Source organism: Campylobacter sp. RM12654 (assembly GCF_020137585.1).
Lineage (GTDB): Bacteria > Campylobacterota > Campylobacteria > Campylobacterales > Campylobacteraceae > Campylobacter_E.
Map to the genome: position 1 here is coordinate 24326 of NZ_JACGAR010000012.1, position 20662 is coordinate 44987.

Annotated in this window: 16 protein-coding genes; 2 read left to right on the top strand and 14 right to left on the bottom strand. The window is 26.8% G+C overall.

All coding sequences use genetic code 11. The features are described 5' to 3' along the window. From AVBRAN12654_RS05430 to AVBRAN12654_RS05455, 6 genes are read right to left on the bottom strand one after another with little or no spacing between them, the layout of a single operon-like run. Positions 1 to 756, bottom strand: coding sequence for a septal ring lytic transglycosylase RlpA family protein (locus AVBRAN12654_RS05430; RefSeq protein WP_336614080.1), 756 nt, complete (start codon positions 754 to 756; stop codon positions 1 to 3). Next, on the bottom strand, positions 753 to 1835 hold the full coding sequence (locus AVBRAN12654_RS05435; protein ID WP_214117987.1) for a lytic transglycosylase domain-containing protein: 1083 nt from the start codon (positions 1833 to 1835) through the stop codon (positions 753 to 755). The genes AVBRAN12654_RS05430 and AVBRAN12654_RS05435 overlap by 4 nt, the downstream gene beginning before the upstream one ends. Then, on the bottom strand, positions 1832 to 2587 hold the full coding sequence (locus AVBRAN12654_RS05440) for a TatD family hydrolase (RefSeq protein WP_336609696.1): 756 nt from the start codon (positions 2585 to 2587) through the stop codon (positions 1832 to 1834). The genes AVBRAN12654_RS05435 and AVBRAN12654_RS05440 overlap by 4 nt, the downstream gene beginning before the upstream one ends. 2 nt (positions 2588 to 2589) lie before the next feature. Beyond that, positions 2590 to 3837, bottom strand: a complete 1248-nt coding sequence (locus AVBRAN12654_RS05445) for a GGDEF domain-containing response regulator (protein WP_214117982.1) — start codon at positions 3835 to 3837, stop codon at positions 2590 to 2592. Next, the gene (locus tag AVBRAN12654_RS05450) at positions 3834 to 5354 is read right to left on the bottom strand and encodes an AAA family ATPase (protein WP_214117981.1); all 1521 of its coding nucleotides are present in this window, start codon (positions 5352 to 5354) and stop codon (positions 3834 to 3836) included. The genes AVBRAN12654_RS05445 and AVBRAN12654_RS05450 overlap by 4 nt, the downstream gene beginning before the upstream one ends. After that, positions 5351 to 6187, bottom strand: a complete 837-nt coding sequence (locus AVBRAN12654_RS05455) for an NAD(+)/NADH kinase (protein ID WP_239802648.1) — start codon at positions 6185 to 6187, stop codon at positions 5351 to 5353. The genes AVBRAN12654_RS05450 and AVBRAN12654_RS05455 overlap by 4 nt, the downstream gene beginning before the upstream one ends. A gap of 87 nt (positions 6188 to 6274) precedes the next feature. On the opposite strand from AVBRAN12654_RS05455, the gene aspS reads away from it, so the two are divergent. Together aspS and AVBRAN12654_RS05465 are read left to right on the top strand one after the other, a co-directional pair. Next, on the top strand, positions 6275 to 8032 hold the full coding sequence (gene aspS, locus AVBRAN12654_RS05460; protein ID WP_336614081.1) for an aspartate--tRNA ligase: 1758 nt from the start codon (positions 6275 to 6277) through the stop codon (positions 8030 to 8032). 32 nt (positions 8033 to 8064) lie between these two features. Further along, on the top strand, positions 8065 to 9981 hold the full coding sequence (locus AVBRAN12654_RS05465) for a capsular polysaccharide biosynthesis protein (protein ID WP_336614082.1): 1917 nt from the start codon (positions 8065 to 8067) through the stop codon (positions 9979 to 9981). A gap of 4 nt (positions 9982 to 9985) precedes the next feature. Here the strand turns inward: AVBRAN12654_RS05465 and AVBRAN12654_RS05470 are convergent, their stop codons facing one another. Genes AVBRAN12654_RS05470 through AVBRAN12654_RS05505 form a run of 8 tightly spaced genes read right to left on the bottom strand, consistent with a single transcriptional unit; the run spans position 9986 to position 20643 of the window. After that, positions 9986 to 11524 (bottom strand): hypothetical protein, encoded by a 1539-nt coding sequence (locus tag AVBRAN12654_RS05470; RefSeq protein ID WP_336614083.1) that lies wholly within the window; start codon positions 11522 to 11524, stop codon positions 9986 to 9988. Continuing rightward, positions 11511 to 13529 carry a DUF4422 domain-containing protein gene (locus tag AVBRAN12654_RS05475; RefSeq protein ID WP_336614084.1) on the bottom strand — a complete coding sequence of 673 codons (2019 nt, stop codon included), beginning with the start codon at positions 13527 to 13529 and terminating at the stop codon, positions 11511 to 11513. The genes AVBRAN12654_RS05470 and AVBRAN12654_RS05475 overlap by 14 nt, the downstream gene beginning before the upstream one ends. Positions 13530 to 13537: 8 nt before the next feature. Beyond that, a complete protein-coding gene (locus tag AVBRAN12654_RS05480) occupies positions 13538 to 14107 on the bottom strand; it encodes a hypothetical protein (protein WP_336614085.1) in 570 nt (189 codons plus the stop codon). Positions 14108 to 14138: 31 nt separating this feature from the next. Then, positions 14139 to 16286, bottom strand: a complete 2148-nt coding sequence (locus AVBRAN12654_RS05485; protein WP_336614086.1) for a DUF4422 domain-containing protein — start codon at positions 16284 to 16286, stop codon at positions 14139 to 14141. After that, a complete protein-coding gene (glf, locus tag AVBRAN12654_RS05490; RefSeq protein ID WP_336614087.1) occupies positions 16283 to 17422 on the bottom strand; it encodes a UDP-galactopyranose mutase in 1140 nt (379 codons plus the stop codon). The genes AVBRAN12654_RS05485 and glf overlap by 4 nt, the downstream gene beginning before the upstream one ends. A 1-nt stretch (position 17423) precedes the next feature. After that, positions 17424 to 18392, bottom strand: a complete 969-nt coding sequence (gene galE, locus AVBRAN12654_RS05495; protein WP_336614088.1) for a UDP-glucose 4-epimerase GalE — start codon at positions 18390 to 18392, stop codon at positions 17424 to 17426. Then, a complete protein-coding gene (locus AVBRAN12654_RS05500; RefSeq protein WP_336614089.1) occupies positions 18389 to 19687 on the bottom strand; it encodes a UDP-glucose dehydrogenase family protein in 1299 nt (432 codons plus the stop codon). Before AVBRAN12654_RS05500 ends, galE begins: the two co-directional genes overlap by 4 nt. A 2-nt stretch (positions 19688 to 19689) precedes the next feature. Beyond that, positions 19690 to 20643 (bottom strand): UDP-glucuronic acid decarboxylase family protein, encoded by a 954-nt coding sequence (locus AVBRAN12654_RS05505; RefSeq protein WP_336614090.1) that lies wholly within the window; start codon positions 20641 to 20643, stop codon positions 19690 to 19692. Between the last annotated feature and the right edge of the window lie 19 nt (positions 20644 to 20662).

A 20662-nucleotide genomic window follows, 5' to 3' on the forward strand; every position in this document is an offset into this window, starting at 1 on the left:
TTACTCCCTAAATATAAATGAACCTAGAAAATTAGCTAAGTTTATAAAATCCTTTGCTTCTTCTTCACTTCTAAAGCCTTTTAAAAACACTCTATAAAATCCATCGCTAGAATTTAATACTTTACTTGTATAACCTTTATAATTTGCATATCTTTTTGCTAAATTATAAGCATTTGCAGAGCTTTTAAACGCTCCTATTTGTATCATAAAATCTCCACCCATAATACTGTTTACACTATTTTGAATGTTGGAATTTGTATTAGATATTTGAGGTTTAATATTGTCTTGATTAAAGCCTAATATAGTTAATTTTACCTTTGCAGTGCCTTTTTTAGTCATATCTATTTCATGCGCTGCACGATTTGATAAATCAATAATTCTTCCAGCAACAAATGGCCCTCTATCATTAACTCTTACTACAACACTTTTTCCATTTTCTAAATTATCAACTCTAACCATTGTATTCATAGGTAAAGTTTTATGAGCTGCTGTCATAGAATTTGTATTAAAAGTTTCTCCATTTGAAGTCTTTTTACCATGAAAACCTGGACCATACCAACTAGCAATGCCAGTTTCAGTATCTCCAATATCAACCTTACTTGGATAATAAGTCTTACCATTTATTGTATAAGGTCTCATTGTAGCTGGAGTATTTGGTTTAGCTACCCCATAATTATAATTTTGGTTTAAGCTACTTGTAGTTGAACAAGCAGCAAATAAAAATAAAAAACTAGCGAAAACTAAATATTTTTTCAATTTTTAGCCTCCTTACTATCATCATATACTAATACAGGAATTAATAAGGTTTGATTAATTCCAATTCTATCATCCTTTAAATTATTATAAGCTCTTAAAGCATTTGTAGAAACACCATTTTTCTTAGCTATTGCATATATTGTATCACCTTGTTTTACCCTATAGCTTATTACATTTTTTACATTATTTTTAGCATACTTAATAGGATTTGAGTTATCTTTATAAGCTGCTATCTTTTCTATCGGTAAATAAGCATAATAATTATAAGGTGGTGCAAAATCGCCTTTAAATTGTGGGTTTAAATCTTTAAATTCACTTAAGCTAATCCCAGCTTTTCTAGCAATTGACGATAAACTCTCTTTTGGTTTTACATCAACTTTACCTATATTAAGTGCCATAACTTGATTTAATAAATAAATATCACCATACTTAGCAATATCATTTTCTGCTATTAAACTAGTGCTTAAAATCTTTTTGAAAAATCTTCTTGTTTCTTTAGGCAAATATTTTTGGTCTTCATCTAATAATACACTTAATTCATCACTACCTGCATTTTTAATAGCTTTTCTAACACAGCCATTTCCACAATTGTAAGCAAAAATAGCTAAATACCATTTACCAAATTCATCTTTTAGCCTATGTAAATATTTTGCAGCAGCAACGCTAGCAGCTACAACATCTTTTCTTTCATCAATAAATTTGTCAATTTTTAGACCAAAATTCTTAGCAGTAGGTTCCATAAATTGCCAAACACCTGTAGCTTTTACTCCAGATTTAGCATCTGTTTTAAAATTACTCTCAACCATAGCAAGATATAAAAAAACATCAGGAACACCTTCTTTTTTTAAAATTGCTTTAATAATTGGAATATTCATATTAGCTTCATTCAATACTTTTGTAAAATAAAGCACTTCTCTTTCACTCATATCGTAAAAAATTTCCATAAAAGATTGGTCTTGTAAATATCTTAAATCTACATCAATACTTTTTAAGATTTTTTCTTGTTTATCGTATTTATCTACTGAAAAATTCGCATATAAACAAATACTTGTAACTATTAATAATATAAATTTTTTCAAATTAATCCTTTAAATAATTTTTTTGCGTTATTTGTTGTAAGTTCTTCTATCTCCTCAATTGATTTATTTAGTATTTCTGCCATTTTTTGTGCAACTAATTTGCAATATTTTGGCTCATTTAAAGTCCCCCTGTGTGGATGCGGGGTAAGATAAGGTGAATCAGTTTCTATAAGTAATCTATCTGTTTTGATTTTAGGTAAGATTTCAACTAAGTTTTTTGCATTTTTAAATGTAAGCACTCCTCCAATTCCATAATAAAATCTATCGCTTAATTCCAATAGAATTGGACTTGCATTAAAACAATGTAATACTCCAAAAGCTTCTTTATAAGCCTTTAATATTTCTAAAGAATCAGCATTTGCGTCTCTTATATGTATTATTAATGGTAGTTTTCTTTCAATTGATAGTTCAATCTGTTTTTTGAATACTTCTTTTTGTAGATTTTTTTCTTCTTCGCTAGGATTTTTATAATAATCTAAACCACATTCTCCTATTGCAACACATTTACTATCTTCTAAAAAACTCTTTAAGTAGTCTAAATCAAAATCTTGTATATCATAAGGATGAACTCCGGCAGCAAAATATACATTATCATATTTATGTGAAATATCACGAGCTTTTTGTAATGTTTTTATATCAGCACCTGGAATAATATGAAGTTTTACTTCTTCATTGCTAGCATTAAGCAAAACTTCATCTAAGATATTATCATATCTTTCATCATCTAAATGCGTATGAGTATCAATTATCACTATTATTCGCCTTCATAAACTTCAACTCTATCACGACCATTTCTTTTAGCGTCGTATAAAGCTTCATCAGCTTTTTTAATCATTTCTTCTATTTCTGATTTTTTAGAGCCTACTGCAACTCCTATTGAAGCTGTGAAATTAATTGGTTTATCAAGATACATAGCAGGAGTTGATTTAATTGCACTTCTAATTTTCACTGCCATTTTAATAGCGTCTTCTTTCTTAATATTTTTAATTAATAAACAAAATTCTTCGCCACCAAATCTAGCAACCATATCCCCACCCTTAACTTGTTCAAGTAGAGTCTGACCACATTGAACAATAACACTATCTCCTGCAGCATGACCTAGTGTATCGTTAATGTTTTTAAATTTATCTATATCTATCATTAATACAGCAAAATCAACATCATCATTGATTTTTGAATAATATTCTTTGCTAGCCTCAAAAAAGCTTTTTCTATTATTTAATTTTGTTAAAAAGTCCTTTTCAGCACTTTCTTTTAGTTGTTCTGAATAATAAATTAAATCTATACTATTATTAATCCTACAAATAATATTCTCTCTTGAAAATGGCTTTTGAATAAAATCATTTGCTCCGGTTTTTAGCATTCTAGCACCAACATCATCACTTCCGTGAGCTGTTAAAACTATTATTCCTAATTGATTTTTATTATAAGATTTTCTAACTTCTTTTATAAGTTCTTCACCAGAAACTGCTGGCATTTCTTTGTCTGTTAAAATAAGTTTTACATCAGGGTGTTGTTCTAAATATCCTAATGCTTCAGCTCCGTGAGCTGCTGGGAAAACTTGGAATTTATAAGCTTGCAAAATATTTTTAATAATATTTCTCATAGCCATTGAATCTTCAGCCACTATAATTTTTGTATTTTCGTTTCTTTGTAAGCGTTCAATAATATCTATTATATAATCAACACATTCGCTACCTTCTTTTAGCACATAATCAACAATGTCTTTATCCATAAAACTTTTTCTTGTAGCGTCATCATCAAGTCCAGTTAGAATAATACTTGGAATTTTCTTAGATAGAGCATAATCAACAACTTGACCATGCATAGCATCAGGCAAACATAAATCAAGTAATGCAGCAAAATACTGATTATTATCTAGCAACTCTTTAGCCTCTGCAAAATCATAAGCTACATCAAATTCGCAATTTAATGCGCCACTAACTTTTTTTGCTATTGCTTTAGCTAACATCTTATTGTCATCTACTAATAGTAATTTCATTCTTTTCCTTCTAATATGGTTTTTGCAAAATCTAAGGCTGATTGGCTGATATTCTCATCACTAATCATTCTTGCAAGTTCATTTGCTACTTCATCTTTTCTAAGCTCTCTTGCAAAGCTTTTATTGTTTTCTTTACTTACTAAAAAATGCTGATTTGCTTTTGCACAAATCCAAGGCATATGAGTTATTACAAATATTTGATAATGCTTACTCAATTTACTAATTACATTTGCAATACTAATGGCCTCTTTTCCGCTTAAATTAGCATCTATCTCATCTAAAAATATATAACCATTCGCATAATCAATAAAATCAGCAAAACTAGCCAAAAATGCAAGTCTTAATCTATTTAACTCGCCCGAGCTAATCTCTTTAAAACCTGCTTTATTTAGACTTATTTCAAATCTATCTATGCCGTTAATTCCTAGTTCAAATTCCACTAACCTAAGAGCAATTTTGTCTAAGTATAACAAATTTAGATAATCATTAATTTTACACTCAAGTTCATTAAGGTAAATTAATCTTATTTTTGATATAGCTTTCGCATCGCTTATAAGCTTATTTTTTAGAGTTTTAAGCTCTTTTTCAATATTGTCTTTTTCGTAATCAATATTTTCATAAATATTTAATTCTTTTTCTTTATCTTTTAGTATATTTAACGCATCTTCAACGCTTCCATAACGCTTTACTAGATAATGAAGCTTTTCTAGTCTATTTAAAATCTCTTCAATATCTAACTCACTACTATCATTACTTAAATCATTATAAATATCATTTAATTCATTCATAGCACTTACAAAAAATTCACTATCAATATTAGCTAATCTTAAAAGCTCTAAAACACTGCTCTCATAGGCAAAAATGCCTTCTGATTTTCTTAAAGCTTGTTCTATTTTATCTCTTTTTGAAAGCTTGGTTTTAATATCTAATAATTTTTCATATTCGCCTATTTTTGGATTTATATCTTTAATTTTTTTAATTTCTAAGCTTAATAATTCTTTTAAATCATTGATTTTATTTTCATCTTCACATAATTTTTTGTATTCTTTTTCTAATTCATCTAATTTTTTAAAATTATTTTTATATTCATTTAAAGTATTTTCATAATTTTGTTCTTTTTTAACTATGATTAAATCTAGCATTTTTAATAAATAATTTGGCTCAAAATCATCATAATTTTTAGCCGATAAATAGCGAATATTACTAGCATTTAGCTCACTCATAATCTTTTTTGAAACTGCTTGATTGTTTATAAAATATCTAGTAACTTTATCCTTTTTAACCCTAAAAACATTTGGATTAGAATTTTCTATACTTTCATCATTTATCTTATCATCTATGCTAATTTCTAAAAGACTTGCACTGCTTTCAAAAATTCCAAAAGCTGCTAATATGCTTTTAAAAATCACTGATTTTCCAGCTCCACTAGAACCTGTAAAAACTATAAGACCATTTTTAAATTCTAAGTTAAGTTCATCAAAAGTTATATTATTTGTAAAATATAATCTTTCTATCATCTTACTTCTCCCCAATTAAGCTTTTCATTTAAAACCCTAAAATAAGAGCTATTTTTACGCCTAATAATATTTGCTCTTACATTACTAAGCCCTATTCTAACGCTTTTAAATTCATCTTTATTAAATACTTCTTGCCCATCTATACTTAAAGTGCAATTTGCACTTATAATATCAATAAAAAAACTTTTAGGTAATACTATTGGTCTTTGAGTAAGCGAATGAGAACAAATTGGAGTTAGCATAAAAACACGGCTTAATGGATAAATAATTGAGCCGCCTGCACTAAGATTATAAGCAGTTGAGCCTGAAGGAGTGGAGATTATAAGCCCATCGGCATTATAGTTATTAAAAATATCTCCTTTAAAACTCGTTTTTATATCCGCTAATAATAAATGATTTGCTCTATTAAATACTGCGTCATTAAAAGCATATTTTTGTAAGATTTTGCCATTATTTAGCTTTATTTGAACACTTAGTAAAAATGGTCGCTCAAGTTTATATGAACCATTTAAAAAATCGCTAATTCCTGATTCAAATTCTTTGATTTGAAACTCTGTTAAAAAGCCTAAATTACCAGCATTAACTCCAAACACAGGAATATTAGAATTTGCTAAATATCTACAAGCTGAAATTATATTTCCATCTCCACCTAAAGATATTAATAATCCCACATTTTCTAAATCAAATTCTATTTCATTTTTTCTATCATTTATATATATTAAATATTCAATATTTTTACTATTAAGATAATTTTTTATATTATTTAATTCCAAACTATCTTCTAAACCTAATTTGCAAAATATAATTATTTTTTTAATTTCTTTATTTTTCATAATCTTTTCTTATTCTTTTTATTATAAATTTACAATTTTTGAGTAAAAATCAATTAATTTAATAAAAATTCATGTTAAGGAAAGAAATTGAGAACACATTATAGCACTGAGCTTAGCATTAAAAACATTGATGAAGAAGTAGTTGTAGCTGGATTTGTAAATAGCTACCGCGACCATGGTGGAGTTGTATTTTTAGATTTAAGAGATAAAGAAGGTATTATTCAATTAGTATGTGACCCTGAAATAAACAAAAATGCTCACGAAATAGCAAGTAGCTTAAGAGATGAGTATGTAATAAGTGCTAAAGGTAAGATTAGAGCTAGAGGCGAAGGTTTAGTAAATCCAAGACTAAAAACCGGAGAAATTGAAATAGTATGTAGCGAAATTGAACTAATTAATAGTGCAAAAGCGCTACCTTTTGATATAAATGATTTAAATGTTAATGAAGAATTAAGACTAAAATATAGATTTTTAAGTCTTAGAAATCCTAAATTATTAGATAATTTTAAAAAGCGTTCAATCATTACAACAGCAGCTAGAAATGCTTTAACAAAATTAGGCTTTATGGAAGTAGAAACTCCGATTTTAACAAAAGCTACACCTGAAGGTGCAAGAGATTATTTAGTTCCATCTCGTGTGCATGAAGGTGAATTTTATGCGTTACCACAAAGCCCACAATTATTCAAACAACTTTTAATGGTTGCTGGGTTTGATAAATACTTTCAAATTGCAAAATGCTTTAGAGATGAAGATTTAAGAGCTGATAGACAACCTGAATTTACTCAAATAGATGTTGAGATGAGTTTTTGCGACCAAGAAATGGTTATGCAAAATGCTGAAACTTTCTTAAGAGAAACATTTGCAAGTGTTGGCATTACAATGCCTCTTAAAGTAAAAAGAATGACCTATAATGAAGTAATGGAACTTTATGGAAGTGATAAACCTGATTTAAGATTTGATATGCCGATGATTGATGTTGCACACATTTTTGCAAAGTCAAATAACACTATTTTTAGCGAACCTGCAAAAGATACTAAGAAAAATCGTGTAAAAGCAATTGTTGTTAAAAATGGAGATAATATTTTTTCAAAACGCCAAATGCAAGGATTTGAAGAATATGTTAGAAAATTTGGTGCTAAAGGTCTAGCATTTATTCAAATGAAAGAAGATGGACCAAAAGGACCATTAACTAAATTTTTTGATGATGAAGGTGCTGAACTTATAAATTTCTTAAAAGAAAAAGCTGATTTTAGTGTAGGAGATGTAGTATTCTTTGGCGTTGGTGCTAAAAAAACCGTTTTAGATTATATGGGAAGATTTAGATTATTCTTAGCAAATGAATTAAAGATTATTGATGAAAATAAATTTGAGTTTTTATGGGTTGTTGACTTTCCTATGTTTGAGCAAAATGATGATGGAAGCTATTCGGCAATGCACCATCCATTCACAATGCCAAAAAATATTGATGCACCAATTGATGAGATAAATTCTATTGCTTATGATATAGTATTAAACGGAGTTGAGCTTGGTGGTGGAAGTATAAGAATTCATAGAAGCGATATTCAACAAAAAGTATTTAAATTACTTGGAATTAGCGAAGATGAACAAAAAGAAAAATTTGGCTTTTTACTAGATGCATTAAGCTACGGAGCACCTAGTCATGGTGGATTTGCAATAGGGCTTGATAGATTATTAATGCTAGTTACAAAATCTAGCTCAATTAGAGATGTAATAGCATTCCCTAAAACTCAAAGAGCGCAATGCCTAATGACTGACGCACCAAGCAAAGTTGCTTATGCTCAGCTAAATGAATTACACATTGCATTAAAAGAAAGTAAAAAATAATTTCTCGCCCCTTAAAAGGGGCTTTTAATACTATGATTATTAGATATTTTAAACAATACAAACTTCGTAAAAATGTTAAAAACTTTTTAAATCTTTCTTGGCGTGATGCAAGTTGCAATGGTGTTTATTATGGCTGGGGAAGAAAGGAAAGTGGCAAAATAGCCAAGAAATTAGCTAAAAAAAATAATGCTAAATTTTGCTTACTTGAAGATGGGCTTATTCGCTCTTTAGGGCTTGGCATTAATGATAAAAATAGCTTGTCACTAGTATTTGATGATATTGGGATTTATTACGATGCAACTGCTCCAAGTAGATTAGAAAATATTTTAAATACCTATGAATTTAGCGAAGATGAGTTAGAGCAAGCAAAAAAAGCTATAAAATATCTAGTTGATAACAATATAAGCAAATATAACAATGCTTACAAAGAATTTGAATTAGGAAATAAAGATAATGTTTTGGTAATTTTACAAAGTGCTAATGATTTATCTTTAAAATATGGCTTAGCTAATAATATTAATTCGCTTGATATAATAAAAGATGCAATTAAAGAAAATCCTAATTCTAAAATATATATAAAAATTCATCCAGATGTGCTAAGTGGTAAAAAACAAAGCGATTTAAATATAAATGAAATACCGAAAGAATGCGAAATTATAAGCGATAGTTATAACCCAATAAGTTTGCTAAAAAACTTTAAAAAGGTTTATACAAAAACTTCAACAATGGGATTTGAAGCTTTACTTTGCAGATGTGAATGTATATGCTATGGAATGCCATTTTATGCAGGATGGGGAATTACAAAAGACAAACAAAAATGTGAGCGTAGAGTAAGAATAAGGAACATTGAAGAAATATTTTATGCAATGTATTTTTTATATACAAAATATTACAACCCATATTTTGAAAAAGTTTCAGATATCTTTGATACTATGAAAACCATAGTTCAATTTAGAGAAATTTATAAGGCTAATTCAGGAAGATTATTTTTCTTTGGCTTTTTATGGTACAAAAGATTTTATATCAAACACTATTTTAAATCAGATAATAATCAAATAATTTATATTTCATCTATTAAAAAACTTAAAAAATATCATTTAAATGAAAATGATAAAGCATTTATTTGGGGTAAAACTTATGAAAAATCAGAACTTTTAAAATATTTTAAAAATATTAGTATCGTTGAGGATGGTTTTATTCGCTCAATTGGACTAGGTTCTAATTATGCTATACCTTACTCTCTTGTAGTTGATGATATGGGAATTTATTTTGATCCTAATACTCCTAGTAGATTAGAATATATCCTAAAAAATACTGATTTTGGTGATGAGTTAATACAAGAAGCAAAAGAGATTAGAAAACTAATCTTAGATAATTCATTTTCTAAATACAATTGTTTAAAACATAAAGAACTACCAAAAAGAGAGCAAAAAACAATACTAATTCCAGCACAAGTAGAAGATGATGCATCTATAAAATGTGGCGGCTTAGGATATGATACTTTAAAGCTGATAAAGCAAGTAAGAGCTGAAAATCCAGAAGCTTATATAATCTATAAGGTTCATCCTGATGTAGTAGCTGGTAATCGCAAAGGTTTAAAAGATGAGAAAGTTATCCTTAAATACTGTGATGAAATCATAACTGATATTAGCATAGATAGTTGCATAAAAGCTTGTGATGAGGTGCATACTATTACATCAACAGCAGGCTATGACGCACTTATCCGTGATAAAGTAGTAGTAACTTACGGAGCTCCATTTTATGCTGGTTGGGGTCTAACCATAGACAAAAACATAACCCCAGAAATCCTATCTCGCCGTAATAAAAAACTAAATATTGATAAATTAATATCAGGGGTCATAATTTTATACCCAAGATATTTAAATCCTAAAACAAACTTAAATATAACTGCAAAAATGCTTATAAAAATTTTAAAAGCAAAACTGTAATTAATCACTTTAGTTTTTTAAAATACTTCTTATGTAGCTTGTAAGCTTTATAAGGAAAAGTAATTAACCCCCCCCCATAATAATTCTTACTGCATTTTATTAATAATTCTCCTAATTTATATGAATAAAATTTCTTGATTTTCAAACATTCTTGATAATCAGGGTATTGTTCTAGTTTATATTCATATTTTATATCCTTAGTCAGTTTATGAGTGTAATACAAATGTAAGATAGTAAAAGGCAGTAATATCATATTCATAAAACTATTCTTAGAGTCAATAATTGCATTTCCGATTTTATAAGCCAAATGTTTTTTTACCCTATCAGAAGCTCTACCAAAATTAAGTAAAAATTGATTTTCAGATTTAACCTCTTCTAGTTCTTTTTTTGCTTGTTTTAAATCTTCTTCATTAAAGCAATTATCATTAATAATTGTTTTTAGTTTACTTATCTCATCTAAATAAGGCTGTGCTTTTCTAGGATCCATAACACTACAATATTCATCAATGATTTCCTTATACCAAGCAACATTAGGTATTAAGTAGCTAAAATCTAAATCTTTGTCAATCTCCATATCTTTATTTATAATATTATTAAAATTTTCCAAATTTTCTAAATTTAACCATTCGCTTGTTGCTAATACAATTGATACTAATGAAAAATTATTTGATTGCAATTTTAATTTTTCATCTACTAGTATATCTTTCCTAATAGGATAGCAAGCTAACCACTTATAATCACTATAAAATTCATATATCTCTTCATCGTACCTTTTAAATATAAGTCGATCACAATCATCGCTATTCCAAAACGAAATTCCAACTATATAATGATTGTAAAAATCATTAGTAAAATTAACAAAATTACCCGAACAAATTGTGTACACCTCTTCTTTCTTTCTAGAATTATATTTAGCGCTAATATTATTTTGATTAAGATTTAACATTTTCCTTGCATTACAATCCTTAAAAACAGGAAATGAAATTTTGTTTTTAACTTTATTTGGCATTTTAATTTTTTCAATATTCTCAACAATTTTCTCACTAATTTCTCGCATTAAAAAACCAAAATCATGTGCACCATCATATCTTGCATGAAACTCTTTTAAATCTAAATCTTTATAATAATTATAGATATTAATAAAATTAAAACCATAATATTGAATTAAAAATTTATGTAATTTTTCTACATATTCACAAGTTTCCACTTTTAAAAAATCATGTGTCATAGGAGCAATTAGTACTAAAATTTTTTTCTCAAGCATATACAATTCATTATATAGACAATGTAAAAATTTAAAATTTAACTCTTCATCTACACCATTAAAAAAATTAGCATCATTGTTGTTCGATGAATAGATTATTAAATCTGCTTCTTGTAAAACTTGCTTATTTCTTAAAATTGTAAAAATTATATTTATTGATGGTGAACCACTTAAAGATAAATTTTGCACATCAACACCCTTGTTTGTTAAACCTCTAAAATATCCATTTTCAATAAACAAGTGACTATCCCCCAAAAGAACAACTTTATATTTTTTCATTTTTTCTCCTTATATTTTTTATTATGCCAATTCCTATTTTATATTCCTTACTACACTCTATCATTTTTAACTTATGAAAATCAATAAATTTTTTTAATATTGGTTGCTTTTTTTTAAAACCTAGTTTAATCATAATAGCATTACTTACTTTTCTACAAAAATGAGTAGTAAAAATATAGAAATATATAAAAAATAATAAAATTTTCTTATAAAAACAATCAGCCCATAATTTTGCTCTACCTAATCTGTATGGCAAAAGATTTTTAAGTATTTTATCTGAATTAAATATTTTATTATTTTCATTATAATTAATATTACATTCATATAATATTTCTTCATAAAACAAAGTATTTTTAGCATAACTCCACCAAATATCTGCATTTGGTATAGTAGGATTAATCCATGGTTTTATAGAACTTGTAAAGTGTAAAAATTTTGGATTACTTAAATAATTAATAAAATCATTTTTATAATCAAACATAAAAATTTGATTTTGGACATTCCAACAAGGTTCTATTAACTTTACTTTATCTTTTATTATCATATTTAAAATATCTTGATCTGGATACTTTAAATTGCTTTTTGTTTTTATCAATTCCAAACATTTGTTAATCAAATCGAACTCATTACATTTTTTAATATCAAAAATAATAAAACCTGAATTAAAATAATTATCAAGATTATCGATATTTAAAGTATTTGTAATGTATTTTTGCATTTTTTTAAACTTTAAAACACTAAAATCCTTAACAGCACCGATTAAGTTATCATCTAAATCAATATTGTAAGCCTTAGTAATATCATCTAAAAATATAGCATCACAATCACAATAAATAACCTTATCGTAATCAACCATAATCTCAGGTATAAATATTCTATAATACATACTAGATGAAAAATGTCTGCAAGAATAATAATTAGCTTTATATTTATATAAAAGGTATTTTACATTATAAAATCTAATATTAAAATTGCTAGCACTGTAATTATCCACAATATCTCTGATATTATTTTCTTTTATATCATTATACAAAATTATCACATCATAATTTTTTGCAACATTCATATTATCTCTCAAAGACTTTAATGCTACATGTAAATATGGAATATACACATCATCGCAAGAAAAAATTATCGGAATATAATTTGAATCAAATATTTTTTTTAAAACCATGTTTGTTTGCGTATTTTGCACATATAAAACATCTAATTCTTTTATTTTGTGTCCGTGTAATTTAAGATATGTAAAGTATATTCCAGTAAGCCATTCTGCAATATATCCAAACACTCTTTGCTCCATATTGTTATAATTATCAGTATTTATTAAATCTTTTAATTTAAACAAAACACCAAACACAAATTCACAGTATTTAAAAAAATACTCCTTTGGTAATACAAACATATTACAGAAATATTTAATCTTACCACTATTATAAACTTTTGAAGCTTCTTTATATTCTAAAAATTCATTGTCTATAATCTCTAAGCATTTATCATAATCTTCTATATGTAGATACTCTGCTGTTACTTTATAATGTCTATATGGGTTGCCTTTTCTGGATTTAAATATAAAAAAATCATTATTATTTATATGGCTTTTTATTATATTTTTATTAAATAGTCTTTCTATAAGCTCATCATCTAAAAAATCTATGTTAGATAGCCCTATGCTTTTATTTATTTTAAGTGATTTTGAAATCCCTATAAAATCAAACAATCTCCTATAATGCATAAAACCAAAATATTCAGGATTTTCTAATTTATCATAATTTTTCCAAGCCCAATAAATACCAGTCATCTCACAAAAGTATCTATTAAGATAAGATATATTATCTCTCGTATCATCTCCTATCATATTAGATAACAACCATTCCTTATCGTTATTACTTAAACCAGCATCTTTACTTTGTTCATTCATTACAGCTCGTCCTAAATGCATAGGAGCTAATATTTCACTTTTAAGTAATGTTGCTGGTTTATGATAACCTACTAGGATTTTAATCATATCGATATTTAAATTTTCAATATACTTTTTACTACACAATGATTAGCTATCTTATATCCAGGTTTCCCGATAAAATTTTTTATACATTGCTGATTAATGATATAATCATTTTCTTCAATTAAACCAATTTGCTCACATTCAAAACTATTTGAAAAATAATTATATTCAGCATATAATAATATAGCTAAGTTTTTATAATCTAAATATTCCCTTAAATAACTTGTGTATATTTTAACATAACTATTACCGATTATAGCTACTATACTCCCATTGTTATTATAATATGTCCCATTTATTTGATTTAACCTAAAATAATTCATAAAATCATAAGTAAATTGCAAACAATCATATTGATCAATATAAACTATCCTGTATATATCAATATTTTTTCCATTAATATTTATATGAGTCCTACCAAAGTCGCCTATACAACTACAACCTTGCTTTTCATCTTCTAACACATGTTTAATATTATCCTTAGAAACTAATAAAGAATTTAAATAAATATTTTCACATTCGTTAAAATTATTGCTAGTTTCATTTGTATTATAGACATAAACGAATTCTTCATTTGGCATATTAAGAATACAGTTCTTAAAACTGTTTATTTTATTTTCCACTTTTATGCTCCCTACAAAATTGCTTAGCTTTAAATATAAAACCAAATGGATTTTTAATAAACAATCCACCTAATTTATATGGTAAGTTATTCATAACTTTAACAGCTTCGTTATAGTCTGCATATTCTTCTAATTTAGGTGCTTTTAAATTTGGATTTTTACTTATTAAGCTTTTCTGAATACTGTTTGAAACATTATGAATGATAATTATTTTAAGTAAAGTTATTGGGAATACAATTGCTAATATAGGATTTCTTGCATCAAGCAATGCCCTACCTATTTTATATTGAATAAAATTCTCAGCACGTTTTCTTGCACCAAAAGGTTGAGCTGTTTTTATAAAACATTCCACATTATTTGTTGTATTTTGATTATTTTTTAAAATCTTTGATAAAAAATACTCATAATAATTAGACATTCTTGCGTATTTCCACCATATATCCGCTAAGTCATGCCATGGTTCATCCCAAGGTTTTTTACATCCGCAATAATGGATTATCTTAGGGTTGTTTCTTGCATTTTCATATAATTTTAAATCTTCACTGCTTAAATTGTTTTTATAATTTTTATCAAAAATAGGTATATGGTATTGCATATTCCAGGCTACATCAATATATTTTACATTTTCATAAAAAATCTTATTTAAAATATCTTGATCCATCATAAATAAATGCTGCATTTTCTTCTGAATAGAAACAGCTTGTTCAACCATATTATTGTAATCCAATCTTATCGATTCCAAATTAAATAATATTACACCTGCTGAAAAATATTTATCAACTTCTACAAATTTTAATTTATTATTCATATAATCAATAACATACCAATCTGCTCTATACATCCTTTGCATTTCAATATCCTTAACAGCAGCTAATGGTTTTGAATCTACCTGTATGCTATATAACTCAGAAATATCACAATCAACAACTATATCAACATCTAAATATAATATTTTTTTATATTTTGGCAATAAAATATGTAAAAATAAACGAAAAAAAGTTGATATTGTCATATGCATGTGTGTTTCAAAATTATATTGTTTAATATTAATTAGTGAGTTAAAATTAAAAAACCTAATATCTAAATCTTTATAATATTGTTTAAATTTATTTATTGATTCATTTTTTATATTATCATGAAATATCAAGAAATCATATTTATCATTATTTAAATTATTATGTTTAATAGATGAAATTACAACCGATAATTGAGGTAGATAATTTTCATCAAGCATGAAGCAGATTGGAATAGCACCATCAATTGGTTTTATGTCAATATTTTTTATATCGGTATTCTTTACTAATGTTCTTTGCAATCCTATGTGCTTTTTATTTTTAGAAATAAGATATTTTATATATATATCTGTAAGCCTTTCAGCAATAAAGCCTTCTTGTCTTAATTCTCCATTGCTATAGTTTCCATTATCCAAATTTAACTTAAATAATATATCAAAAATATACTCACAATATCTAAAAAAATCATCCTTTTTCATTACAAACATATTTGTAAAATATGCTTTATTACCATTAATAAACTCATTAGTTACTTTTTTTAATGCAGGATAATTAGTTTTTAATAAATATAAAGCTTTATCAAAATCTAATATTTTATGAAATTGCGCAGTTTTATAATGTTCATACACAGAAACATTTTCATTATTTGCATTTAAACTATTTGTAAATTTAGAACTAATCACATCATAATTTGCTATAAGTTTTATTATGTCTATATCATTAAGCTTATATATATTTTTATAATCATCATCTATTAATTCTTCAATAACATTTCCATAAATATCTTCATTAAAATTTTTCTTAATATTAAAGCTAAAATGTCTTCTATAATGCATAAACCCTATATAATCAGGATTGCCAAGTTTATCATAATTTTTCCATGCCCAATAAATACCTGTCATCTCACAAAAACTTCTATTAAGATGAGATATATTATCTCCTGTATCGTCACCTATCATATTTTCATACATCCAATCATATTCTTCTTGGCTCATTTTACCATCTTTAGAAGCTTCAGCTACTAATGCTCTTCCTAAATGTATAGGAGTTAATACATCATCTTTTAAAAGCTCTGCTGGTTTATGATACCCTACTAGTATTTTTATCTTTATATTTTCGCTCATAATGTTTCCTTTGATAATTTTAATGTTCTTTCTACTGCTTTATCCATATCATAGTATTTATAATCACCCAATCTTCCTAATACATAAATCCATCTAGAAATTCCAGATCTTCTTGCATTATTTAATTTCAATAATTCTTCCAAATATTTTTTATATAATTTTTGATTATCTTCATTTGATATAGGATAATATCTCTCGTTTTTACCATCTTTATATTCGCAAGGATATTCATATGATAATATAGTTTTATCTGATTTCTCATCTAAATAGTATTTATACTCAACTGATCTTGTATAGTCATAATTTTCTGGATAATTTATCTGTGGACCTGATTGTATAAATTCTCTATCGTATTTTTTAAACTCTATATTAAGACTTCTATAAGGTAATTTACCATGCTTATAATCAAACAGTTCATCTATAGAACCAGTAAAATACATAGTATCATAATCAATCTCATTTTTTATATCTTTAAAATCAGTATTAAGTCTAACTTCTATTAGTGGATTATCTAGTATATTTTCTACCATTTTTGTGTAGCCATTTTTAGGTATTGCTTGATATTTATCAGTAAAATATCTATCATCTTTACTTATATATATAGGTACTCTAGCGCTTACTGAACTATCTATATCTTCAGGTTTTGCACCCCATTGTTTAACTGTATATCCTAAAAAAACTTTTTCATATATATACTCAGCTAAAAATTGCAAATCATTATCGCTAGAATTTTTAAGCTCTAATATCGGTACTTTACTATTAAATTTAAAATTATTTAATAGTTTTTCTTCTAATTTTTGAGCTAAAGTGTTAGGAAAAACTTTATATAAGCTATCTAAATTAAATGGAATATTAACTTCTTTACCATCTATAAAAGCCTTTACCTTATACATAAAATAATACCATTCTGTAAATTTACTTAAATAATCCCAAACTTCTTTATTACTAGTATGAAAAACATGCGGTCCATATTTATGCACAGTAATTCCATATTGTTTATAATCATATATATTTCCACCTATATGATCACGCTTATCTATTACTAATACTTTTTGTTTTTTTATACTTGCGATTCTTTCGGCTATGATAGCTCCGCTTAAACCACATCCCACTACTAGATATTTAACTTTTTCCATATTAATATCTCCTATTATTTTCCCATTCCCAAGCTGTTTGCAATATATATTTTATATCGCTATACTTTATTCCCCAGCCTAATATTTTTTTAGCTTTTTGATTATCCGCAAATAACCTTGCAGGATCACCAGCTCTTCTAGGAGCATATTTTACAGGACATTTTTTACCACTTACTGCTTCAGCTGCCTTTATGATTTCTTTTACACTTGTTCCTATACCTGTTCCAAGGTTTATACATCCATTATAATCTCCTAGCTTCTCATAAGCTAACCTATGAGCATTTGCTAGATCTTCTATATGAATGTAGTCTCTTATGCAAGTTCCATCAGGAGTATCGTAATCATTTCCAAAAATACTGATATATTCTATATCCCCCTTAATAGCCTTTAAAACTAAAGGTATTAAATGTGTTTCTGGCTCATGGCTTTCGCCTATATTACCCATAGCACCAGCAGCATTAAAATACCTAAGTGATATATGTTGCAACCCATAGGCTTTTTCATAATCAGAAAAAATTTGCTCTATCATTAATTTTGTTCTACCATAAGCATTTATTGGATTTTGTTGATGTTGTTCATCTATTGGTGTATATTGTGGTTCACCATAAGTAGCACAAGTGCTAGAAAATATTATTTTTTTAACATCAAAATCAAGCATTGTATTTAATAAATTAATAGTTCCAACAACATTATTTTGATAATATTTTTGTGGATTAGCTACACTTTCACCAACATATGCAAACGCTGCGAAATGAATCACCCCATCTATCTTATTATTTTTAAAAATATCTTTTAAAGAATTTAAATCCAATAAATCTGCATGTATAAATTTAGCTCTAATATCTACAGCTTCTTTGTGTCCATAGATTAAATTATCTGCTACTATACAATTATATCCAGTATTTAAAAAATGTTTTACAGCACAAGAACCTATATATCCAGCACCACCAAAGATTAAAATATTTTTCATCTACCTACACCTTTATATTTAACGCCTGACTTTAAAACCCTATCTTTATCTAATAAATTTCTAAAATCTAATATATTTTTATTTCTCATTAATTTACTTGCTTGTTCTAAATCTAACTCCTTAAATTCATCCCATTCAGTAAATATTACAAGCAAATCTACATCTTTGATACAATCATACATATTATTAGAATATTTAATCTTATCTCCTAATAAAACTTTAGCTAAATCCATAGCTTTTGGATCATATGCTTTAATATTTAAATTATCAGATAATAATTTATTTACTATATCAATAGCTGGAGATTCTCTACAATCATCTGTTCCATTCTTAAATGCAAGACCTAAAATAGCGATATTAGCATTTTTTATGTCTTTTACTTCTAATTTTATCTTATTAGCAATTTTATCTTTTCTATCATCGTTGCCTTTTATCGCTGCGTTAATCAAGCTTAAATCTATATTATATTGTCTTCCCATATAAGCCATGGCTAAAGTATCTTTTGGAAAACAACTCCCACCATAACCTGGTCCAGGATTTAAAAATCTATTACCTATTCTTGTGTCAAGCCCCATACCTTTTGCCACTTCTAAAATATCAGCCCCACTTTGTTCACAAAAATCAGCCATTTCATTAATAAAATGTATTTTCATAGCCAAAAAAGAATTAGATGCATATTTAATTGTCTCAGATGATCTTCTATTTGTATATAAAATATTAGTTTTATCTTTAAAATCAGCATATAATCTAGATATAACCTCTCTAGCCTTAATAGAATTAGTCCCTACAACTATTCTATCAGGATTAAAAAAATCATAAACTGCAAAACCTTCTCTTAAAAATTCTGGTAAAGAAACCATATCAAAATCAGAATTTGGATTTTCTTGTCTTATGATATTTTCAACTTCATCACCTGTGCCTACTGGAACTGTTGATTTAATAGCTACTACTTTATAATTATTCAAATATTTAGCTAAATCTTTTGCCGCTGCATGAATATATTTCATATCTGCTTCTTTTGTAACTGGATGTGGTGGAGTACCAACAGCTATAATTACAATCTCAGCATTTTTAACACCATCTTCTAAAGATGAAGTGAAATTTAAATTTCCATTTTTAGTATTTTTTAAAAATAAATCCAATAGACCGTCTTCATATAAAGTAATATTTCCTTCTTTTAAAGATTTAATTTTATTTTCATCTATATCAATACAAGTTACATTATTTCCTAATTCAGCAAACCCTACTCCTGTAGGTAATCCAACATATCCTGTTCCTATAATGGCTATATTCATTTTTATCCTTTAAAATTATTTATACAAGTTTTAAAATATTCTATAGTTTTATCCAAACCACTATCAAGGTTTACTTTAGGTTCCCATCCAAATTTATTCTTAGCCAATGTTATATCCGGTCTTCTTTGTGTTGGATCATCTAATGGTAAATCTTTATATATTATTTTTGACTTAGAATTTATTTTATGTATTATTTTTTCAGCTAATTCTTTTACTGTAAATTCTCCTGGATTTCCAGTATTTATTGGGCCTTGAAAATCTTTAGAAGAATTCATAACCATAATCATAATATCAATCAAGTCATCTACATAACAAAACGATCTAGTCTGGCTACCATCTCCATAAATTGTAATATCCTTTCCACTTAAGGCTTGACAAATAAAATTGCTCACAACTCTTCCATCATTAGGATCCATATAAGGTCCATAAGTATTAAAAATTCTAATTACCTTTATATCAACCCCTTCATGCCTATGATAATCAAAAAATAAACTCTCTGCACATCTTTTACCCTCATCATAGCAAGCCCTTATGCCTATTGGATTTACATTACCTCTATAGGTTTCTTTTTGTGGATGCTCTAATGGATCGCCATAAACTTCAGAAGTTGAAGCTTGTAATATGGTTGCGTTGTGTGTTTTAGCAAGTTCAAGCATATTTATTGCACCTAAAACACTAGTTTTAGTGGTTCTTATAGCATGTTTTCCTTGATACGCAGGTGGAGATGCTGGACATGCTAAATTGTATATCTGATCTAATTTATCATCTAAAGCTAATGGTTCGCAAATGTCATGCTTTATAAAAGAAAAATTATTACTAGAAAACAAATCCTTTATATTGCTATCTCTACCTGTATAACCATTATCTAAACAAATAATTTTATGTCCTTGTTGGATTAATCTGTGACACAAATTTGCACCTAAAAATCCTGTTCCACCAGTGATTAATATATTCATATAAAACCTTATTTTTAAA